General features: G+C 67.2%; 16 protein-coding genes and 1 pseudogene. 9 read left to right on the top strand and 8 right to left on the bottom strand.

What is annotated here, in order from left to right; translation table 11 throughout:
• Window positions 1-47: 47 nt before the first annotated feature.
• Genes HCA61_RS01275 through HCA61_RS01285 form a run of 3 tightly spaced genes read left to right on the top strand, consistent with a single transcriptional unit; the run spans window position 48 to window position 7,437 of the window.
• Window positions 48-3,401, top strand: a complete 3,354-nt coding sequence (locus HCA61_RS01275; protein ID WP_169685918.1) for an ATP-dependent DNA helicase — start codon at window positions 48-50, stop codon at window positions 3,399-3,401.
• Window positions 3,398-6,748: a UvrD-helicase domain-containing protein gene (locus HCA61_RS01280; protein WP_169685920.1), complete on the top strand. Its 3,351-nt coding sequence runs from the start codon at window positions 3,398-3,400 to the stop codon at window positions 6,746-6,748. The genes HCA61_RS01275 and HCA61_RS01280 overlap by 4 nt, the downstream gene beginning before the upstream one ends.
• A 5-nt stretch (window positions 6,749-6,753) precedes the next feature.
• A complete protein-coding gene (locus tag HCA61_RS01285) occupies window positions 6,754-7,437 on the top strand; it encodes an alpha/beta fold hydrolase (protein ID WP_169685922.1) in 684 nt (227 codons plus the stop codon).
• 8 nt (window positions 7,438-7,445) lie between these two features.
• Here HCA61_RS01285 and HCA61_RS01290 read toward each other — a convergent pair whose 3' ends face one another.
• Window positions 7,446-7,835, bottom strand: coding sequence for a hypothetical protein (locus HCA61_RS01290; protein WP_169685924.1), 390 nt, complete (start codon window positions 7,833-7,835; stop codon window positions 7,446-7,448).
• A 74-nt stretch (window positions 7,836-7,909) separates the two neighbouring features.
• On the opposite strand from HCA61_RS01290, the pseudogene HCA61_RS01295 reads away from it, so the two are divergent.
• Together HCA61_RS01295 and nudC are read left to right on the top strand one after the other, a co-directional pair.
• Window positions 7,910-8,605 (top strand): annotated as a pseudogene (locus HCA61_RS01295) (NAD(P)-binding protein); the annotation flags it as partial.
• 10 nt (window positions 8,606-8,615) lie between these two features.
• On the top strand, window positions 8,616-9,515 hold the full coding sequence (nudC, locus tag HCA61_RS01300; protein ID WP_169685926.1) for an NAD(+) diphosphatase: 900 nt from the start codon (window positions 8,616-8,618) through the stop codon (window positions 9,513-9,515).
• Here nudC and HCA61_RS01305 read toward each other — a convergent pair.
• Window positions 9,505-10,122, bottom strand: a complete 618-nt coding sequence (locus HCA61_RS01305) for a TetR/AcrR family transcriptional regulator (RefSeq protein ID WP_169685928.1) — start codon at window positions 10,120-10,122, stop codon at window positions 9,505-9,507. The two genes, nudC and HCA61_RS01305, sit on opposite strands and share 11 nt — an antisense overlap.
• A 118-nt stretch (window positions 10,123-10,240) precedes the next feature.
• Here HCA61_RS01305 and HCA61_RS01310 point away from each other — a divergent pair, with 118 nt between their 5' ends.
• Window positions 10,241-11,086: an SDR family NAD(P)-dependent oxidoreductase gene (locus HCA61_RS01310; protein WP_169685930.1), complete on the top strand. Its 846-nt coding sequence runs from the start codon at window positions 10,241-10,243 to the stop codon at window positions 11,084-11,086.
• A 65-nt stretch (window positions 11,087-11,151) separates the two neighbouring features.
• On the opposite strand, the gene HCA61_RS01315 is transcribed toward HCA61_RS01310, so the two are convergent.
• Window positions 11,152-11,406 (bottom strand): mycoredoxin, encoded by a 255-nt coding sequence (locus HCA61_RS01315; protein WP_277874478.1) that lies wholly within the window; start codon window positions 11,404-11,406, stop codon window positions 11,152-11,154.
• A gap of 145 nt (window positions 11,407-11,551) precedes the next feature.
• Here HCA61_RS01315 and HCA61_RS01320 point away from each other — a divergent pair, with 145 nt between their 5' ends.
• Entirely contained in the window at window positions 11,552-13,687 is a 2,136-nt protein-coding gene (locus HCA61_RS01320; protein WP_169685931.1) for an ATP-dependent DNA helicase UvrD2, read from the top strand.
• Window positions 13,688-13,720: 33 nt separating this feature from the next.
• Here the strand turns inward: HCA61_RS01320 and HCA61_RS01325 are convergent, their stop codons facing one another.
• Both HCA61_RS01325 and HCA61_RS01330 read right to left on the bottom strand, forming a co-directional pair.
• A complete protein-coding gene (locus HCA61_RS01325) occupies window positions 13,721-14,611 on the bottom strand; it encodes an alpha/beta hydrolase family protein (protein ID WP_247273541.1) in 891 nt (296 codons plus the stop codon).
• A gap of 256 nt (window positions 14,612-14,867) precedes the next feature.
• Window positions 14,868-15,227 carry a VOC family protein gene (locus HCA61_RS01330; protein ID WP_169685933.1) on the bottom strand — a complete coding sequence of 120 codons (360 nt, stop codon included), beginning with the start codon at window positions 15,225-15,227 and terminating at the stop codon, window positions 14,868-14,870.
• Between the two features lie 135 nt (window positions 15,228-15,362).
• Here HCA61_RS01330 and HCA61_RS01335 point away from each other — a divergent pair, with 135 nt between their 5' ends.
• Both HCA61_RS01335 and HCA61_RS01340 read left to right on the top strand, forming a co-directional pair.
• On the top strand, window positions 15,363-15,503 hold the full coding sequence (locus tag HCA61_RS01335) for a hypothetical protein (protein WP_169685935.1): 141 nt from the start codon (window positions 15,363-15,365) through the stop codon (window positions 15,501-15,503).
• 173 nt (window positions 15,504-15,676) lie between these two features.
• Window positions 15,677-15,937, top strand: coding sequence for a WhiB family transcriptional regulator (locus HCA61_RS01340; RefSeq protein ID WP_308198788.1), 261 nt, complete (start codon window positions 15,677-15,679; stop codon window positions 15,935-15,937).
• Between the two features lie 48 nt (window positions 15,938-15,985).
• On the opposite strand, the gene HCA61_RS01345 is transcribed toward HCA61_RS01340, so the two are convergent.
• The 3 genes from HCA61_RS01345 to HCA61_RS01355 all read right to left on the bottom strand — a co-directional run bounded on the left by HCA61_RS01345 (window position 15,986) and on the right by HCA61_RS01355 (window position 19,757).
• Window positions 15,986-17,311 carry an AarF/UbiB family protein gene (locus HCA61_RS01345; protein ID WP_169686811.1) on the bottom strand — a complete coding sequence of 442 codons (1,326 nt, stop codon included), beginning with the start codon at window positions 17,309-17,311 and terminating at the stop codon, window positions 15,986-15,988.
• A 38-nt stretch (window positions 17,312-17,349) separates the two neighbouring features.
• Window positions 17,350-18,237, bottom strand: a complete 888-nt coding sequence (locus HCA61_RS01350; RefSeq protein WP_169685939.1) for a TOMM precursor leader peptide-binding protein — start codon at window positions 18,235-18,237, stop codon at window positions 17,350-17,352.
• 92 nt (window positions 18,238-18,329) lie between these two features.
• The gene (locus HCA61_RS01355) at window positions 18,330-19,757 is read right to left on the bottom strand and encodes a zinc-dependent metalloprotease (RefSeq protein ID WP_169685941.1); all 1,428 of its coding nucleotides are present in this window, start codon (window positions 19,755-19,757) and stop codon (window positions 18,330-18,332) included.
• Between the last annotated feature and the right edge of the window lie 51 nt (window positions 19,758-19,808).

Here is a 19,808-nt window from a genome sequence, read left to right on the forward strand (position 1 = left end):
CCGAGGCGGTGCGCCGCCCTGTCGGACCCATCTGCTGGGATGTCGATATGACCGACGCCGATCTCCGTACCGGACTGCGTGGAGCGCCCGAGCGCCCGCGCCGCGCGGCCGCGCGGCTCGTCCGGCGGCCGGAGGACACGTCCACGGCCCGGAAGTGGACGCAGGATGTCCAACAGGTCTTCGCCGACGCTCCGCCCGCGTCGCAATGGCGGCCATGGCAGGTCCTCGGTGGTCCGGGTACCGGAAAGACGTCCTTGCTCGTGGATCTTGCGGTGCATCGCATCGCGTCGGGGGCTCAACCCGACTCGGTGCTCGTGCTCACCCACTCTCGGCGTGCCGCCACCGCGGTGCGAGAGGCGATCACCGCGGGACTGCTCAGTGTCGGGGCGGCAACCGACCCACGTGCCACCCGCGAGCCGCTCGTCCGCACGGTCCACTCCTATGCGTTCGCTGTGCTGCGCTTGCAGGCTTCCGCACACGGAAATCCTCCCCCGCGGTTGATCACGGGTGCCGAGCAGGACGCCGTTCTGCGTGAGCTGTTGCGCGGCGACATCGACGACGGCGCGACGATGTGGCCGGAGCGTCTCAGGCCCGCACTCGGCATGACCGGTTTCGCCGTGGAACTGCGCGATCTGATGTTGCGGGCAAACGAGCGCGGTCTCGGCCCCGAAGACCTCGTCGAGCTCGGTGAACGTCGTGAACGCCCAGAATGGGTGGCGGCCGGGTTGTTCGCGCAGCGGTACGAGCAGGTGATGCTCCTGCGCGGAGCAGTAGGGCTCGAAGCTCCTGAAGCCACGGCTCCGGCACTCGACGCCGCAGAACTCGTGGGCGCAGCGCTGGCGGCGTTCGCGACCGATCCCGAGTTGCTTGCGGGGGAGCGCAGCCGCATCCGGCATCTCCTCGTCGACGACGCCCAGCATCTCGATCCGCAGGCCGCGCACCTCGTGCGGGTCATCGGCACGGGTACACGTACGAGCACGATCGCGGGAGACCCGGATCAGAGTGTGTTCACCTTCCGCGGAGCCGACCCGGAGTTCCTCACCGGACTCGCCGAGCACGATCCGCAGCGACGCATCATCCTGGGCACCGATTTCCGTGCAGCAGCGGCCATCGCGTCCGTCACTGGCGCGATAGCCGGACGTCTTCCCGGGCTTCCGCCGCACCGCGGCGCCTCGGTACCCGATGCTGCCGTCCCCGGCGAGAGTGCGCAGCTGCCCGATCCGGCAGGCGCACCGGGACAGGTGCGCGTGGCGGTGATGTCGTCCCAGGCCAAGGAAGCTGCCGTCGTCGCCGACGCTCTGCGACGTGCCCATCTGATCGACGGGGTGCCGTGGTCGAAGATGGCCGTCATCGTCCGATCCGTTCCGCGTGTGCTCGCGCCACTTCGCCGCGCACTTCTCGCAGCCGGTGTGCCGATGACCACTGCTGCATCCGAACTGCCGCTCGCCAGGCAGCACAGCGTCGCGGGGATGCTGCTGGTGTTGAGGGCGGTCTCCGAACGCCGCTTCGGTCCCGAGGAAGCGCTTGCGTTGTTGTCGGGTCCGGTCGGTGGCGCCGAGCCGGTTGCGCTGCGTCGGCTCCGGCGCGGATTGCGTCGGGCCGAACTCGCATCCGAAGGCGACCGGGACTCCGCCGAACTCCTCCGAACCCTGCTCGTCGAGGATTCCGCCGAATCCGACCGTCTGATGCGAGGCCTGACCGACGTGGAGGCCGCTCCGCTGAAACGGGTGCTGTCGGTGGTGGCCGAGGCGCGATCGGCGTTGCTGCGCGGCGGTGGTCTGGAGGACGTGCTGTGGGCGGCGTGGCAGGCGACAGGCCTCGAACGGCGCTGGGTAGCGGCGTCCGCGCGCGGCGGTCCGGTCGGTGCGCAAGCCGACCGCGACCTCGACGCCGTGGTGGCGCTGTTCGACGCGGCAGCAGACTACGTAGACCGGCTTCCGCGCGCCCAGATCTCCGGATTCGTCGACTACCTCACCGAACAGGAGATTCCGGGCACGGTGCGCAGCCGTGCCGCAGCAGAATCCGAGGCCGTCACCATCTCGAGCGCGCACTCTGCGGCGGGACGGGAGTGGGATGTCGTCGCGGTCGCCGGCGTGCAGGAAGGGTTGTGGCCGAGCCTGCGGGCGCGTGGCACCTTGCTCGGTATCGAAGCGCTCATCGACGCGGTGTCCGGGGCCGACGGCGGCGATGGCAGCAGCACCCGGCTCTCGCGTACAGCGCCTCTGCTCGCCGACGAGCGGCGGTTGTTCCTCGTCGCCTGCAGTCGTGCCCGCACGAGCCTACTCGTGACCGCGGTCGATTCGGTCGGCGGCGACACCGAACTCGTGCGGTCGCGGTTCGTCGACGAACTCCTCGGGTCCGACGACCAGAGCACCTCCGATGAGCCGTCGGTGCCCGACGAAGTGCGCACGCGGGTGCTCGCGTTGCCGACGCTCGTCGCGGAATTGCGTTCCGTCGTGTGCGATCCGGTGCTCGCGCTGCACGAACCCGACCGCGTGCATCGTGCTGCCGTTCAACTCGCCAGGCTCGCTCGCGCAGGAGTGCAAGGGGCTCACCCCGAAAAGTGGTACGGCACAGCAGATCCGAGTACCGACTTGTCGCTGTGGGAACCGGACGATGCGGTACGCCTGTCGCCCTCCACCGTCGAACAGCTCGTCACGTGCCCGCTGCGCTGGATGTTCGAACGACACGGCGGATCCGACGGCGAGAATTCGCACGCGGTGACGGGCACTCTCGTGCACACCCTCGTCCAGGCGCTCGCGGGGCGAATCCCTCCGGACCGGATCGATCAGGCGCTCGAGAACGCCTGGAGTTCCGTCGACCTCGGTTCCGACTGGTATGCGCGTCGCGAACTCGAACGCACGCGCAGAATGCTCGACACCTTCTCGACCTGGCTGCAGGGAACCCGCAGCGAACTCGAGGAAGTGGGAGTCGAGGTCACTGTCGACGGCATGATCGAACCTCGTGAGGCAGGCGCGCCCCGCGTCCGGCTTCGCGGGCGCATCGACCGGCTCGAACGCGACCCCGAGGGCCGTCCCGTGGTGGTCGACGTCAAGACCGCGAAGAATCCCGTGTCGAAGGACGCCGCGCGCGACCACGCGCAATTGGCGACCTATCAGGTGGCAGTCGCCGAGGGTGCCGTCGAGGGCGAACCCGCCGCGACACCGGGCGGGGCGCGATTGGTCTTCGTGGCCAAGCCTCACAACAAGGAAGGGGCTACTCAGCGGGTTCAGCCACCCCTCGACCAGGAAGGGCTCGAGCACTGGCGCGGCGTGATCCACGAAGCGGCGGCCGCGACCCGCGGACCGCAATTCCTGGCGCAGGTCAACGACGGGTGCCGGCATTGTCCGGTCCAATCGAGTTGTCCCGCACACGATGAAGGCAGGCAGGTGACCGGATGAGCCCGGACCGGGTGAGCGCGGAGCAACTTGCCGAGGCACTCGGCCAACCACCGCCGACCACCGAACAGACCGCGGTCATCGAGGCGCCGATGGGCCCGGCCCTCGTCGTGGCCGGCGCGGGGGCAGGCAAGACGGAAACCATGGCGGCGCGGGTGGTATGGCTCGTCGCGAACGGCGTCGTGGAGCCCGAACAGGTCCTCGGTCTGACCTTCACACGCAAGGCCGCGCAACAGCTGACCACCAGGATCCGTCGGCGGCTCGCGAAACTGGCCGGGTCACCGCTGGTCCGCGACCTCGACCCCACAGGTGGTCTTCGCAATCGGATCCTGGGCAGCGAGCCAGAGGTCGGGACGTACCACGCATACGCGGGGCGCCTGCTCGGCGAGCACGGGCTGTTGCTGCCGATCGAGCCGTCGGCGGCGTTGCTCTCGGAAACCGAGCTGTGGCAGATCGCGCACCGTGTGGTCAGCGCGTGGGACGGCGAGCTCGACACCGATCGGAACCCCGCGTCGGTCACCGAAACCGTCCTCGCGCTGTCCGGTCAGCTCGCCGAGCACCTCGTCGATCCCGAACAGCTGGCCGAAGCGCATACCGAACTCGGCAAGCTGATCCACACCTTGCCGGGTGGGCCGGGACAACGGGGTGGGCCGTCGAAGACGCTCCTCGGCTACCTCGAGACACAGGACGCCCGCGTGCAACTGCTTCCGCTGGTACAGCGGCTCGCCGAAACCCTGCGCCGTGAAGGTGCGCTCGACTTCGGTAGTCAGATGTCGCTCGCGGCACGCGTTGCCCGCGATCACGCGGAAGTCGGAGCAGGCGAACGCGAGCGATTCCGTGTGGTCCTGCTCGACGAGTATCAGGACACCGGACACGCTCAGCGGATCCTGCTGTCGGCACTGTTCGGCGGTGGCCAGGACGGTGGTCTTGCCGTCACGGCAGTGGGAGATCCGATGCAGTCGATCTACGGGTGGCGCGGAGCCTCTGCCGCGAATCTTCCGCGCTTCGCAACCGATTTCGAACTCCCCGACGGCGAACCCGCACCGAAGCTGGAACTTCTGACCAGCTGGCGCAATCCGCCGGAGGCGCTCGAACTCGCCAACGTGTCGTCCGAGCCGCTGCGCGAGCGCGGCGTAGCCGTGAGCAGGTTGAGGTCGCGTCCCGATGCGGTGCCCGGCGACGTGCGGATCGCCATGCACCGCGACGTCGACGCCGAGCGCAGGTGGGTGGCCGACCGGATCGAAGCCGAGTACGCGGCCGCGCGCGCCGAGAATGTTCCGCCGCCCACAGCTGCGGTTCTGGTGCGCCGCAACGCCGATGCAGCACCGATGGCAGAGGCGCTCCGTGCCCGCGGATTGCCTGTCGAGGTGGTGGGTCTCGGTGGTCTTCTGCACACACCCGAAGTCGCCGACGTGCTTGCGATGCTGCGTCTGGCCGCAGACCCGATGGCAGGCAGTGCCGCCGTACGGGTCCTGACCGGCGCACGGTGGCAGCTGGGCGCCGCAGATCTACGTGCTCTGTGGCGCAGAGCGCAGGAACTGGCGATCACCGGCCGGCACGGCGTCACCGGTGCTGTCACCGATCCTGACGCCCTCGACGACGCTCTCGACTCGGCTCTGCCCGGTGAGTACGCCGATCAGGCCGGGCTGGCGGATGCGATCTCCGACCCCGGGCGGCCGGAGCAGTATTCGAAGTTCGGATTCGCGCGGATCACGGCGCTGGCCCGCGAGCTCGCCTCGTTGCGCGAACGACTGGGGCAACCGCTGACCGAGCTCGTAGCCGAGGTCGAACGCGTCCTCGGCATCGGTATCGAGGCGCAGGCCCGGGTCGGCAGCAACAGCGGAGTGGCAGGTCGCGAACACCTGGACGCCTTCGCAGACGTCGTTGCGTCCTTTGCCGGTCGCGGCCATGCGACATTGCCCGGTCTGCTCGCCTACCTGTCGGCAGCCGAAGAGATCGAACAAGGACTCACCCCGGGGGAGGTCGAGGTCGATCCCGAGCGGGTGCAGATCCTCACGGTGCATTCGGCGAAGGGCCTCGAATGGCAGGTAGTGGCCGTCCCACACGTGAGTACCGGAATCTTCCCGTCGACGACCGGACTGTCGACGTGGCTCGGTGCGCTCGCCGAACTCCCGCCTGCGCTCCGTGGCGACCGTGCTCAACCGGGTGACGAACCGGGCGGGGGTACCGACGGTGTACCGGTGCTCGATCTCGACGACGTCTCGGACCGCAAGATGGTCGAGAATGCGATCGATGCCCACAAGGACGCACTCAAACGGCGTAAGCACGATGAGGACAGGAGACTGTTCTACGTTGCGCTGACCCGGACGGAGCGGGCGCTGTACGTGTCCGGACACCACTGGGCCGACACCGGGTCGGAGCCCAAGGGCCCGTCGGAGTTCCTCACAGAGCTGCATGCGCTGCTGACCGAACGCCCGGAACTCGGCGTGATCGATCAGTGGGACTCCGCACCCGAGCCGGGCACCGCCAATCCGATGACCGAGACGCCGCGCAGCGCTGTGTGGCCACGCGACCCCCTCGGATCGAGGCGCGCCGACGTCGAACGCGGTGCTGCGCTGGTCCTCGACGCCGTTGCCGCCGGCGAACCCGAGCCGCTCGACCAGCCCGAGGACGACCCCGACGAGTGGGCGGCAGACGTCGATGCGCTGCTTGCGGAACGCGACCAGCGCGCTGAACGCGGTGCCGAAGTGGTGATGCCCGCACAGCTGTCGGTCAGCCAGCTCGTGGATCTTGCCGCGGATCCGGACGCTCTCGCGGCACGCCTGCGCCGGCCCCTGCCGTTTCGGCCCAACCCGCTCGCGCGGCGGGGAACGGCGTTCCACGCGTGGCTCGAACGTCGCTTCGGTGCAACCCGGCTGCTCGACCTGGACGAACTGCCCGGCGCCGACGACGAAGGCGGCGACGAATCCGACTTCGACAGGTTGCAGGAAGCGTTCCTGCGGTCGTCCTGGGCCGCCCGGAATCCGATCGAGGTCGAGGTACCTTTCGAAACGTCCTTGGCCGGCACTGTGATCCGCGGGCGGATCGACGCGGTCTTCGAGGATCCGGACGGCGGATGGACGGTCATCGACTGGAAGACCGGCGCCGAACCGGACGCCGACAAGCTCGCCTCGGTGGGGATGCAGCTTGCGGCCTACCGGCTGGCGTGGGCGAGATTGATGGCGGCGAGGACCGCGCGTATCACCGGGCGCCCCGCCGACATTCCTCTCGACAAGGTCCGTGCGGCATTCCATTATGTGAGGACGGGCCGGACGGTGGCGCCCGACGATCTGCCCGGCGCAGACTTCCTCGAACGGCTCGTGCGGTCTGCCGGCGCCGAGAACGGGTGAGAGTGATGTCGACGTTCGTATTGTTGCCCGGCGCGGGCTCCGATTCGTGGTACTGGCATCTGGTGGTGCCGTTGCTTGCGCAGCACGGACACACGGCGATGCCGGTCGACCTTCCGTACGGCGACGATCAGGCCGACCAGCGCACCTATGCCGACATCGTGGTCGCCGCGATCAGAGGTGCCGAGGGACCGCTGATCGTCGTGGGACAGTCGATGTCGGCGTTCACCGCAGTACTCGTCGCCGAGCGTGTTCCCGTCGACGAACTGATCCTGGTGGCACCGATGATCCCCGCACCCGGCGAATCACCCGGACTGTGGTGGGGCAACGTCGGGCACGAGGAGGCCAAGCGCACCCAGGACGTCCTCGACGGACGTGATCCCGACGCGGCACCCGATCCTCTGGAACTGTTCTTCCACGATGTGCCTGCGGAGTTGCGCGACGAAGCATTCGCGCGTGAGGAGAGTCGGTTGTCGGACAAGGCTTTCGAACCGCGGTGGGAGGCGGAGAGTTGGCCCGACGTGCCGGTGAGAGTGGTCGCCGGGCGCCACGACCGGCTCTTTCCGCTTCCGTTCCTCACCAGGTTGGCGAACGACAGGCTCGGCGTCGAACCGGAGACGGTCGACAGCGGACATCTGCCCGCGCTCGTGTGTCCGTCGGAGCTCACCGAACTCCTACTGGCGCGCCGTTAGGGGGAGAGTCACCTCCCGGCGGTACGCCGGACCTTCAACGCTTCGGTGACGAGTGGGATCTGCAGGGGAAGTCGAGCCACCGCGACCGCCTTTGCAGCGGGGGAGACACGGTTGCTTCGAAGCCAGCTCACCGCCATCTGCACGTTCGCAGGAAACACGGCGACGAACAAGAACGCGGCAAGGGTGCCACCGAGCCGGCGGGTGCGGGGGACCGCCAGCGTCGCCGCGACGGCCAGCTCGGCGACGCCCGACGCGTAGGTGTAGTGGCGAGCCTCGCCCGGTAACTGTTTCGGCACGATGCTGTCGAACTGCGCGGGCAGGACGAAGTGCATGACACCGGCGCCGGTGAGGAGCGCGGCAAGCCGCAGCGCGGGGCCACGGGAACGTTGCGTGGACATGCACGTCACACTAGCGCCCGGCGCGTAGGCTGCCGTTCTGGTCGGTGCGACACCCCTGCCGGCCGGTAACTCCCCGACAGGCATTCGAGATTCAGTGATGGAGGCTCCCCGTGCGTAATCACACCGTCGTGATCGGCTACGGCACCAAGGGGCATACTGCCGTCGACGCGATGCTCGGCGACGGGGTTCCCCCGTCCGAGATCGTGGTGGTGGACACCGACCCGCGCGTGCTCGAGGCCGCCGAGCGGCAGGGGCTCGTCACGGTGCAGGGCTCGGCGACCAAGTCCGATGTGCTGCGACTCGCGGGTGTCCAGCACGCCGCCGCAGTTATCGTCGCGGCGAACCGCGACGACACCGCGGTCCTGGTGACTCTCAGCGCGCGGGAGATCGCGCCGAAGGCGAAGATCGTCGCAGCGATCCGCGAATCGGAGAACACCCACCTGATGCGACAGTCGGGCGCTGATTCGGTGGTGATCTCGTCCGAGACCGCGGGCCGGCTTCTCGGGATCGCCACGACCACCCCGAACGTCGTCGAGATGATCGAAGATCTGCTGACACCCGAGGCGGGTTTCGCGATCGCTGAACGTGATGTGGACGAGAGCGAAGTGGGGGGCTCACCCCGTCATCTCAAGGACATCGTCCTGGCGGTGGTGCGCGACGGTCGCATGTGGAGGATCGGGTCTCCGGAGATCGATGCGATCGAGCCCGGCGACAAACTCCTGTACATCCGGCTGGTGTCCGGTTCGGCTTCCGGAGCGATGCGCGGTTAGTGTGCACGGTGTGACGGCTTTCGCATTGGGTGAGACACCGCTGTTGTCGCGCACCGTCGTCGACCGTGCCGAGGAACTGCGATCCGACGTCGACGCGCTTCGTGCCGGATGGGCAACAGCGAAGCTCTTGCGGATCGATCGCCGAGGCCAGGCGCCTGTCGTCGGATCGGTTCTCGTGCTGGCCGAGGCCACCGAACTGGGGCCGGAACCTGTATCCGGAGCAGTGTTCCTCGGGATTCGCGACGGTCTGCACGTGTGGGCGGTCCGTGTGCTCGCACAGACCGGAACGGTCGCCGACCTCCGCCGGGTGGGCGAAGATCTCGGTGATGCCGACGCCGATCTGATGGTCAGTGCAGTGGCGCTGCTGAACTGGCACGACCAGGCCGCGTTCAGCGCTGTCGACGGTTCCCCCAGCGAGCCCACGGTCGCCGGCTGGTCGAGGATCAGCACCGTGACCGGTCACGAGGAATTCCCCCGAACCGATCCGGCCATCATCTGTCTCGTCCACGACGGCGATGGCCGGGTCCTGCTTGCCCGCCAGCCGTCGTGGCCCGAGCGTCGTTTCTCCGTGCTGGCGGGATTCGTCGAGGCAGGGGAGTCGCTCGAAGCCTGCGTGGTTCGTGAGATCCGCGAAGAGGTCGGTGTCGACGTCCACGACGTGCAGTACCTCGGAAGTCAGCCGTGGCCGTTCCCGCGCTCGCTGATGCTCGGGTTCTCCGCAGTGGCGGATCCGGACCAGAGGGTCGAGTTCCTGGACGGAGAGATCGCTGAGGCACGGTGGTTCACGCGCGAGGAAGTGCGCGCTGCCCTCGCCGTAGGCGACTGGGCGTCGCCGGAAGACGCACCGTTGTTGCTGCCCGGCTCGATCTCGATCGCGCGCGGACTGATCTCCGGCTGGGTCAACGGCTGATCACCGTATCGGTACGGCGTATTCCGTCCAGCGCGACTTCGACCATGCGGTCGGCGTAGTCGGCCGTCAGTGGCCCGGTACGGAACAACCATCGCTGGGTCAGAGGCGAGAAGATCGCGTCGAGTGCGGCGTCGAGGTCGAGGTCGTCCGGTAGCTGACCGGATTCCTGTGCCGTTCGGAGTCGTTGCTTCTTCATCTCTCGTGTGGGTGCCTCGAACCGCCGCAGATACTCCTCGGCGAGTGCGTCGTCGGTGAGGACCGCGACGGTCAGTGCGCGGAGGGGTTTCTCGAATGCGGGGTCGTGTAGTTCCTCGATCGACGCGCGCATCACCGTTTTCAGGTCCGCGTCGAGGTCGCCGGTGTCGGGTAAGCCCGGCGAATTCTCGGAATCGCCGGTGTTCTTGCGGAGGAATGCGTCGAGGAGCACCGCCCCCTTGGACGGCCACCACCGGTAGATCGTCTGCTTCCCGACACCGGCGCGTGTGGCGATTGCTTCGATCGAGAGGCGCGCGTAGCCGACTTCGGCCACGAGTTCGACGGCCGCATCGAGTATTGCGGTGTGGGAGGCGGCGCTGCGTCGCGAACGGTCCGGTTCGATGGAGGGCATGGCGCGATCATACGTTCCAGTCGAGACGAGACGGACCGTATTGACTCGCGCAAGGGGCGGGGTTACCATTTCGATCATAACGAGACGGAACGTCTCGTCTTATTTCGAGGAGGTGCAAATGACTCGATCGGATACGCGGGAGCGCGTGTGGTTCGTCACCGGAGCGAGCCGCGGTCTGGGTAGGGCATTCGTCGATGAAGCGCTCGCGGCGGGCGACCGTGTGGTCGCCGTCTCCCGCACGATCGACACCGTCACCGATCTCGACGACGACAGAGTGCTCAGGCTTCCCGTCGACGTCACCGACCGCGCGGCGGTCTTCGGGGCGGTCGATACCGCCGTCGAACGTTTCGGTCGCATCGACATCGCGATCAACAACGCCGGAACCATGTGGTCGGGATTCGTCGAGGAATTCGACGAAGCGCAGGTGCGCGCTCAGATCGAGACGAACTTTTTCGGGGCGCTATGGGTGAGCCAGGCGGTGGCGGGTGTGATGCGGCGCCAGCGAGGTGGCCACCTCGTGCAGATCTCGAGCATCGGCGGTGTCGTCACCGGACCGACCTCCGGAATCTACAGCGCGAGCAAGTTCGCACTGGAAGGCGCGAGTGAGGCACTTGCTGCGGAACTTGCGGGCTTCGGCGTCGACGTCACCATCGTCGAACCCGGCGGATACTGGACCGACCTCTACACCGGGATGGGATTCACCGAGCCGTCCGACGACTACGCGCAGCTCCGCGCCGACATCGCCGAACAGTTCGCCGATGCCAGTATCGACAGCGAGCCGGCCCTTGCTGCAACGGCGATCAGCGCACTCGTGGACAGTGATGCGCCGCCATTGCGTCTCATTCTGGGCAGCGCGGTCCTCGACGCGGCCATCGACGCAGCGAAACAGCGTGTCGACACCTGGTCGGCGTGGCAGGAGGTGAGCCGGGCGGCAGAATCGGCTGTCCCGGCTCCCGGTGGATGAGTGCTCACCGAATGAGTCGGGCGGTGCAGGTCCGTGACCCGCACCGCCCGACCCGACCGGCCGATCTACAGACCCAGCGCCCGCTTGACGGCGGACAGCGGCGGATTGGTTGCGGTCGTCCCGTCCGCGTACTTCACCGTCGGGACGACATGGTTTCCGTCGTTGACGCTGCCGACGAACTCCGCGGCAGCGGGGTCGGACTCGATGTCGATCTCGGCGTAGCCGATGCCGTTCTCGTCGAGTTGCTTCTTGAGGCGCTTGCAGTACCCGCACCATGTGGTCGAGTAGATGGTGAGCGCGTGCGTGTCGGCGGTCGAAATATCGGAGGTCGTCATGACGGCGACAACGTCGCGCAGCCCCCGATCTGTTCCCTTTCCCCTCGAATGTGTTCTCGGGCACAGTTGGCACGCACGGTGATGATGCCGGTAGGTCGCGATGTCGGTCGGCACTGTCATGATGGGGGTCATGCGTGTGGAAGCGGCGGTGGACGGTCTCGACCCGGAACAGGCAGCAGCAGTCCTCGCACCCCGGGGTCCGGTGTGTGTTCTCGCCGGCGCCGGTACCGGCAAGACCCGCACCATCACGCGCCGGATCGCTCACCTCGTCTCCGACGGCCATGTCTCGGCGGGGCAGGTCCTCGCTGTGACCTTCACGGCGCGCGCCGCGGGCGAGATGCGTTCGCGTCTCCGGGAGCTCGGGGTCGGCGGATCGGGTCCGCAGGTTCAGGCCCGCACCTTCCACGCTGCCGCTCTTCGGCAGCTGCGTTACTTCTGGCCGCAGGTCGTCGGCGATATTCCGTGGCATCTGCTCGACCGCAAGTTCGCGGTGGTGTCCCAGGCAGCACATCGCGCAGGTTTCCCGACCGACACCGACACGGTCCGCGACCTGCTGTCCGAGATCGAATGGGCGAAAGGGTCACTCCACGCGCCCGAGGACTACCCTGCGGCCGCCGCCCGGGCACGGCGTGAGCCGCCCGCCGACGCCGAGCGGGTCGCGAAGGTCTACGCGGGATACGAATCCCTGAAGAACCGGGGCGAAGACGGTATCTATCTCGACTTCGACGATCTGCTGCTACAGACTGCCGGCGCTCTCGAAGGAAACCCGACGGTGGCGGAGGAGTTCCGCGACCGGTATCGGTGTTTCGTCGTCGACGAATACCAGGACGTCACACCGCTGCAGCAGCGCGTACTCGATGCGTGGCTCGGCGAACGGGACGATCTGACGGTGGTCGGCGACGCCAACCAGACGATCTACTCGTTCACGGGAGCGTCGCCCAAGTATCTGCTCGACTTCTCCCGCCGGTTTCCCGAGGCCACCATGGTCCGGCTCGAACGCGACTACCGATCCACTCCACAGGTCGTCGACCTCGCGAATCGGGTGATCGGTCAAGCGCGGGGCCGGATCGCCGGCACCAGGCTCCAACTGATCGGGCAGCGTCCCGCGGGGCCCGAACCGGTCTTCGCCGAATACGACGACGAACCCGCCGAAGCGAAAGCCGTCGCGAAGGCCATCGCCAAGCTGCTGCGCGACGGCGTCGCGGCCTCCGAGATCGCCGTGTTGTACCGGATCAACGCTCAGTCCGAGGCCTATGAGCAGGCCTTCACCGAGACCGGCATTCCCTATCAAGTTCGAGGGGGCGAGGGGTTCTTTCAGCGCGCCGAGGTGCGCCAGGCGGTCAACGCCCTGCGCCAGACCGGCTCGCGCGACGACCTGCCCGAGGACGCGGATCGCGGAAGCAACCTCGTCAACCTGGTCCGTGCCACCTTCGTTCCGCTCGGCCTGACCGACACCGAACCTGCCGGTACCCAGGCGCGCGAGCGGTGGGCGTCGCTCACCGCCCTCGTGCAACTCACCGAGGAACTCCTCGAACACGAACCGGATCTGACGCTCGCGAGCCTGCTGCGCGATCTTGCGGCGCGCGCCGAAGCACGGCAGCCACCGACCGTGCAGGGCGTGACCCTCGCGTCGTTGCACGCGGCGAAGGGGCTCGAGTGGGATGCCGTGTTCCTCGTCGGGCTCACCGACGGCATGTTGCCGATCACTCACGTCACCGGCGACAAGGACACCGCACCCGACGAAGCCGGCATCGAGGAGGAACGCCGGCTGCTGTATGTAGGGGTGACACGCGCGCGTGTGCATCTGCAACTCTCGTGGGCGTTGTCGCGCACGGAGGGTGGGCGCAAGACCCGCCGCCGATCACGATTCCTGCTGGGGTTGATCCCCGATAGTTCGCCGGCATCGAAGATCATCGAACCGGCACCGCCGAGGCGGAAGCGGCCGCAATGCCGGGTCTGTGGCAAACCGTTGATGACGTCGACCTCCACGAAACTCGGCCGGTGCGAAGGGTGCCCATCGAACCTCGACGAGGACCTGCTGGTGGCATTGAAGGACTGGCGACGCGACCGGTCCAAGGAACTCTCGGTTCCCGCTTACGTGGTGTTCACCGACAACACGTTGGTCGCGATCGCAGAACAACAACCCGCCGACAATCGGGCGCTCGTCGCCATCCCGGGGATCGGCGCGAGAAAACTCGAACAGTTCGGGGCCGACGTCCTCGCACTCGTGCGCGGTGAGCGAGCAGGCGACACCCTCGATCTGTAAGACCCAGAACAGTAAGACCCAGAACTGAGGGACTCAGCGGGTCTGCAGAGCCGGGGCGATCGTGGTGCTCCACGCTTCGCGCAGCTGATCTTCGAACAAGGCCCAGGTGTGGGCGCCGGTATCACGCATCGACACCGTCGCCGGGACACCCGCTGCTTCGAGCGAATCGACGAACATTGCGGTGCATCGGTGCACGAGTGCTTCGACGACCATGCCGCCGACCGGCGGGATCGCGCCCTCCGGGATCCGGTCCACCGCACCCACAGCCCCGCGGGACGCGCTGACGTACACGGCGGTACCGGCGAGTTTCGCGGCATTGGCAGCGGGGTCGTGCGCTTTCCACCCCCGGCTGCCAGGCGGGCCCCACATGTTGAACGGGTTGTTCAGCCCGCTGGCGATCATGGTCGAGATGCCCACGCTGGCAAGGAGGTTGCTCGGTGCAGGACATCCGCTGAACGATGCAGCAGCCTGGTACAGATCGGGCGCCTGGATCGCGAGATCCAGAGCGGGCCCACCGCTCATCGACAATCCCGCGACTGCGTTCAGTCCGGTCCCGCCGAACTCGCGGTCGATCACACCCGGAAGTTCCCGGGTCAGATACGTCTCCCACATATTGATGCCCAGGATCGGATCTGGGGCGCCCCAATCCGTGTAGAAGCTGAACCGCCCGCCGATCGGCAGTACGACGGTCACGTTCTTGTCGGCGAAGAACGCGGGGGCCTGTGAATTGTTCATCCAGCCGACTCCGTCCTCACCGCCGAGAGCCCCGTTGAGCAGGTACAACGTAGGCAGCGATCCGCCGTGTGCCGGCCGGAGAACGTCGTTGGAGATCACCCGATCCATTGCCGGGGAGTAGACGTCGACGACGGTGTGAGTGGGGGAGATCTCCCGGGTCTCCACCACGTGTGGAGCAATGTCCGACACCGCGCTGGTTCCAGGCGGCTGTGGCTCCGCACTCGGCTGAGCCGCGGCAAGCCCGCCGAACCCGATGCTCGAGGCCAGCACTATAACCGACGACGCAGACAACACACGTAACATTGACCTCACACACAACTTCCGCATCAACCGATCGTCGCATTCGACAAGAGCGCGGGGGTTGCGCGACGGTGTTCGGTCGGTTGCAATACGGTCTCGGTCGGCGTTCGGTCACCGATCTCCGATCCGGCGACGCGAAGTCCTGTCAGCAGGCACAGAGGCAGAAGTAATGGCCCGCTGGGTCGCGGAACACACGAAACGTCGGGGTTGCCGATGGGCCGTGAACGCGGGTGGCGCCGAGGTCGAGTGCAACTCCCTCGGCCTCGTCCAGATTCGGAACGCTGAAGTCGAGGTGGGCGCGAACACCTTCCTCCGGCCATCGCTGCGGAACGAAGTCGGGGGCGAGCTGGAATGCGATCGCGGTGCTGTCGTCGCGGGCAAGCTCGAACCATTCGTCGCGGTCCGTCACGATCCGCCAGCCGAGTAGGTCGCGATAGAAACCGGCGAGCGCTCGCGGGTCGGGGCAATCGAGCACGGGGATGAATCTTGTCGTCGCGAGTGTCATGCGTCCAACGTAACCGCCGCGGAAGTGTGAAACCGCAGGTAGAAAATAACTTGTGTCATCCGCGGGGGCATCACTACTCTGAATGACGATGTCACGGGAGAGCCCGTGCACGAATCACGGTAGGAGGTAGCACCGATGCTCGGCTTCACAGCGCTCGCACTCATCGCTGCCCCCGCCGCCGGGGCAGCCGACGTGGCTGCTCCGCGTGCCCGTCGTGTGCGTGCAGCAGCCGTCTCGTCCGTGGTCAGGATTCTGCCCGAGGTTCGCCTCCGGTAGACGATTCCGATTCCAGGCCACGGACCCCGCCCAGCGGACCGTGGCCTTCTTGCTTTTCGGCCGGGGTTCGCACCGCATTTCATCCGAACCATCGAAAAGGAGCTCTCGTGCCGAGCGACACCCTGTCGACCGCCCCGCACGATTCCGACGGAGATACCGGTGCGCGTGCCGGAATCCTGCCGTGCCACAACTACGACCCGGACCTGTGGTTCGCCGAGACACCCGCCGACCTCGAACGTGCCAAGGAACTGTGTTCCGCATGCCCCGTGCGTTCGCGGTGCCTCGCAGCCGCCCTCGATCGCGAGGAGCCCTGGGGAGTGTGGGGCGGCGAAATCCTCGACCGTGGAACGGTCGTCGCACGCAAGCGCCCCCGGGGGCGTCCGCGCAAGCATCCCGTCGTCACCGATCCCGACAAGGAATTGGTGTGTGCATGATCTACTCAGGCGGCCGGGGGAGGGTCATGCTCCGGCCGCCCGGGGTGGTCACTCGTCGACGAACCCCGGCATCCACTCGGTGAGGATCCGCATGTAGGGCGCGTATGCGTCCAGTTGAGCGCAGATCCCCACCGAACCCAACAGAACCCGGAAGATGCTCAGATACTCGGGCGGAAGATTCAACGTGCGGGCGGTCCGGAACTGAGGACCGGAGAAGTCGGTGGCCACACCCGCGACCTGCTGCAACCACGATCGGGTGAAGTGGAACGACTCTGTCCGGATGGGGTCGGTGAACGGCCGGAGATAATCGGCGATCTCCCGATCCGTGACCGTCCGGCCGGGCAATACGAACTTGTTGTCGTACAGCAGTTGCGTCAGCTCGTCGAACCGCTCGTCGACGGCGAGCCGGACCATCCGGCCCAATACCGGCGGGAAACCGTCCGGCATCGCTGCGGTGGCGCCGAAATCGATGACACCGAGCCGCCCGTCGTCGAGCAGCATGAAGTTGCCCGGGTGCGGATCGCTGTGCAGCATCCCCACTCGCGTCGGGGAGGAGAAGTGGAACTCGGCGAGCAGAGCGCCCGCGCGATTGCGTTGCTCCTGTGTCCCGCCGGTGATGATCGAAGACAAGGGCGTAGCGGAAAGCCATTCGGTGACAGTAACTTTGGGCGCGCTTGCGACCACGCGAGGTACGAGGAACTGCGGATCGTCGGCGAAGGCCTTAGAGAACGCACGCTGATTGTCGGCCTCGATGCGGTAGTCGAGCTCCTCCTCGGTGCGCGCCGAGAGTTCGTCGAGGATTGCGCGGACGTCGGTGCCCGGCATCACGGTCGAGAACAGGCTCGCGAACCGCGACAGGGTCTTGAGATCTGCGCGCAGCGCCTCGTCGGCGCCCGGGTACTGCACCTTCACCGCAACCTCCCGACCGTCGGACCACACCGCCCTATGTACCTGACCGATGCTGGCCGAGGCGGTCGGTACGTCGTCGAACGAGGTGAAGCGTTCGCGCCATTTGGTGCCGAGCTGCTGGTCGAGTACGTGGTGCACGGCCTTTGCGGGCAGCGGCGGCGCCTCCGCCTGGAGTTTGGTGAGAGCCTCTCGATACGGTTCGGCGAATTCCTCGGGGACCGCAGCCTCCATCACGCTGAGCGCTTGCCCGAGCTTCATGGCGCCGCCTTTGAGCTCGCCAAGCACGGTGAACAGCTGCTCGGCGGCTTTCGCTGCCATCTCGGCGTCGATCTCGTCGCGATCGCCCCCTGCCAGACGCCTACCGAAGCCCATCGCGGCGCGTCCCGCGATCCCCAACGGGATACTCGCGAGTTTGGCGGTGCGGGAAGAGCTTTTGCGAGGGATGTCGGCCACGCACACCATCATGCCTGACCGGTCCCACATCATCTTCGACCCGGGGCGGGTCACATCGACATCGAACACTCGCAGTCGGGGTGACGGAACCAGCGGCGTTTCGACAGCCGGAACGACGACAGATCGATCTCCACCGTGTGATCGGCCACAGCGAGCGGCAGGGACCCGGCAAGAATTACATCGAGCTCGGCCAGTGCGAAGGCAGCGGTGGCGAGAACCACCGCGCGCGCGGCGTGGCCGGGCCGGTCCCACAGCTGGGCGGCGAGAACGGGCCATGACGGATCGAGATCCGTGCGGGTCAGGTCGGCGCACCGTAGGCAACTCGTGCTGCCAGGGACGACGAATGGACCGACGATTCCTCGGCCGTCCCGTGTGCGGACCACAAGGTGCGGGACACGGTGCCGCATGAGGTCGCGCACCACGAGCGGATCGGGCACCTGGATATCTGCGAGGACCACGCACGCGAGACCCTCCTGGAGACGTTCGTCGCCGGTGTATCTACCCGCGCGGGACCATTTGGTATCCCGCAACGCCAGCTGCGCGCACAGTGCATCGGCGAGCGGGCCATCGCCGTAGACCCTGATCCGATGCGCGGGCGTCGGGGCGACACGGGTCTTGGTCGATGCCGTCCCTCGGACGAGTCCGGTTGCCACCAGATCGTCGAGCAACAACCGCACGCCGCCGGCATCTGCGCCTCGCTCGACGGCCGTCTCGACGATCTCGTCGTCCGTGTGCGCACCGTCCAGCAACTGCAGGACGGTCCGCACATCGAATTCATCGAGGCCCGCGGGCGGCACGATGACGCGACCGGTCTCGGGTCCCCACCCCACCTGCACGCGACCGTCGGCGCGTCTCAACACCAGTAGTGCGGGATCGAATGAAAGGCCGGTGTCGCTACCGGTGTCAACCTGCGCTTCGGCACGAACGGAACTGGTCATACCGGGAAGCTTCGCAGCCGCGGTGGTCCGGCCGAGGGCAGATCACTGAGTTATCCACAGGGCTGAACGCCTGTGACCAGAGTAAACAGGTCTCAGTTCGATGCGTCGGGATTCTCGTCGTCCGAGTTGTCGTCGCGCTCGGCCTTCTCGCGTTCCATGGTCGCCTTCAGCTGCGCGATGGGGTCGTCGAATGCATCGGTTCCGCCCCCGATCACCCGGTCGACGAATGCCGTGGGATTGTCGAGGTCGGAGGAATCCGGAAGCAGGTCGGGGTGTGCCCAGACCTTGTCGCGTGCGTCGGCACCGGCATCGGTGGTGAGGCGTCGCCACAGCGTCGCGGCCTCCCGCAGCTTCCGTGGCCGGAGCTCGAGGCCCACCAACGACGCAAAGGTCTGTTCCGCGGGACCACCCGTTGCGCGTCGACGGCGGAGAGTCTCACTCAGTGCTGCGACCCCGGGAAGGCGATCACCGAGAGCGTCGGAGACGACGATCTCGACCCAGCCTTCGACCAGCGCGAGCATCGTCTCCAGCCGCTCGAGCGCGGCCTTCTGTTCCGGCGTGGTCTGAGGTTCGAACGCGCCCTGGCCGAGGAGTTCCTGGATCTTCGACGGGTCGGTCAGTGCCGCCGGATCGATGCCCTGCGCAAGATCCTCGATCGCCGAGAAATCCATCTTGATTCCGCGCGCGTACTCCTCGACCGCACCGAGCAGACGCTGCCGCAACCACGGCACATGACTGTAGAGCCGCTGGTGGGCGGATTCGCGCGCCGCAAGGAAGACCAGTACCTCCTGAGCCGGCTGTTCGAGTCCCTCTCCGAAAGTTTCGATTGCCGCGGGCATCAACGCCACGGTGCCTTCGGGGCCGAGCGGGATACCGATGTCGGTCGAGGTCAGCACTTCCTTCGAAAGCTGACCGAGCGCCTGGCCGAGTTGCGAGCCGAACGCGATTCCGCCCATCTGGGCGAACATGCCCATCATCGGCCCGACCATTGCTCGGGCCTCTTCGGGAAGACCCTGTGCCATCATGCCGTTGACCTGCTCCGCGATCGGATCGGCGAGGCGCTTCCACGTGTCGAGCGTGTTGTCGAGCCAGTCGACCGGCGTCCATGCCACGGCCTTCGTGGCGCCGGCGGGGAGCGTTGTCGCTGCGTCGAGCCACAATTCTGCGAGGCGCGCGGCGTCGCGCACAGCGTCGGTCGTGCCCGCCGACACGGGGGTCACCGATCCGATCTGCTGACGGGCCAGCTTGGTGGCCACCTCGTAGTTGACGGGACCGGACTCGCCTGTGCCCATTGCGCTGCCCATGCCGCTGAGCATCTGGCCGAACTGGCTCAGCATCTGCCCGAACTGGGAGGGGTCGAAGCCCTGTGCACCGAACGGGTTGTCGCCGCCGCTGCCGGGAACTCCGAAACCGAACGGGAATCCGCCTTCGGAGCCGCTTGCACCGCCGTCGGACCCCCCGTCCTTCTTGCGGTCGGGATCGTCGTCGGGGTTCGAGAATCCGAAGGGGGTGTCGCTCATACCGTCAACGGTACAAGGGGACGGAGTCGGAAACGGCCGGTGCGGTCACGC

The organism is Rhodococcus sp. HNM0563, from assembly GCF_012726195.1.
In the GTDB taxonomy this organism is placed as follows: Bacteria; Actinomycetota; Actinomycetes; order Mycobacteriales; family Mycobacteriaceae; genus Rhodococcus.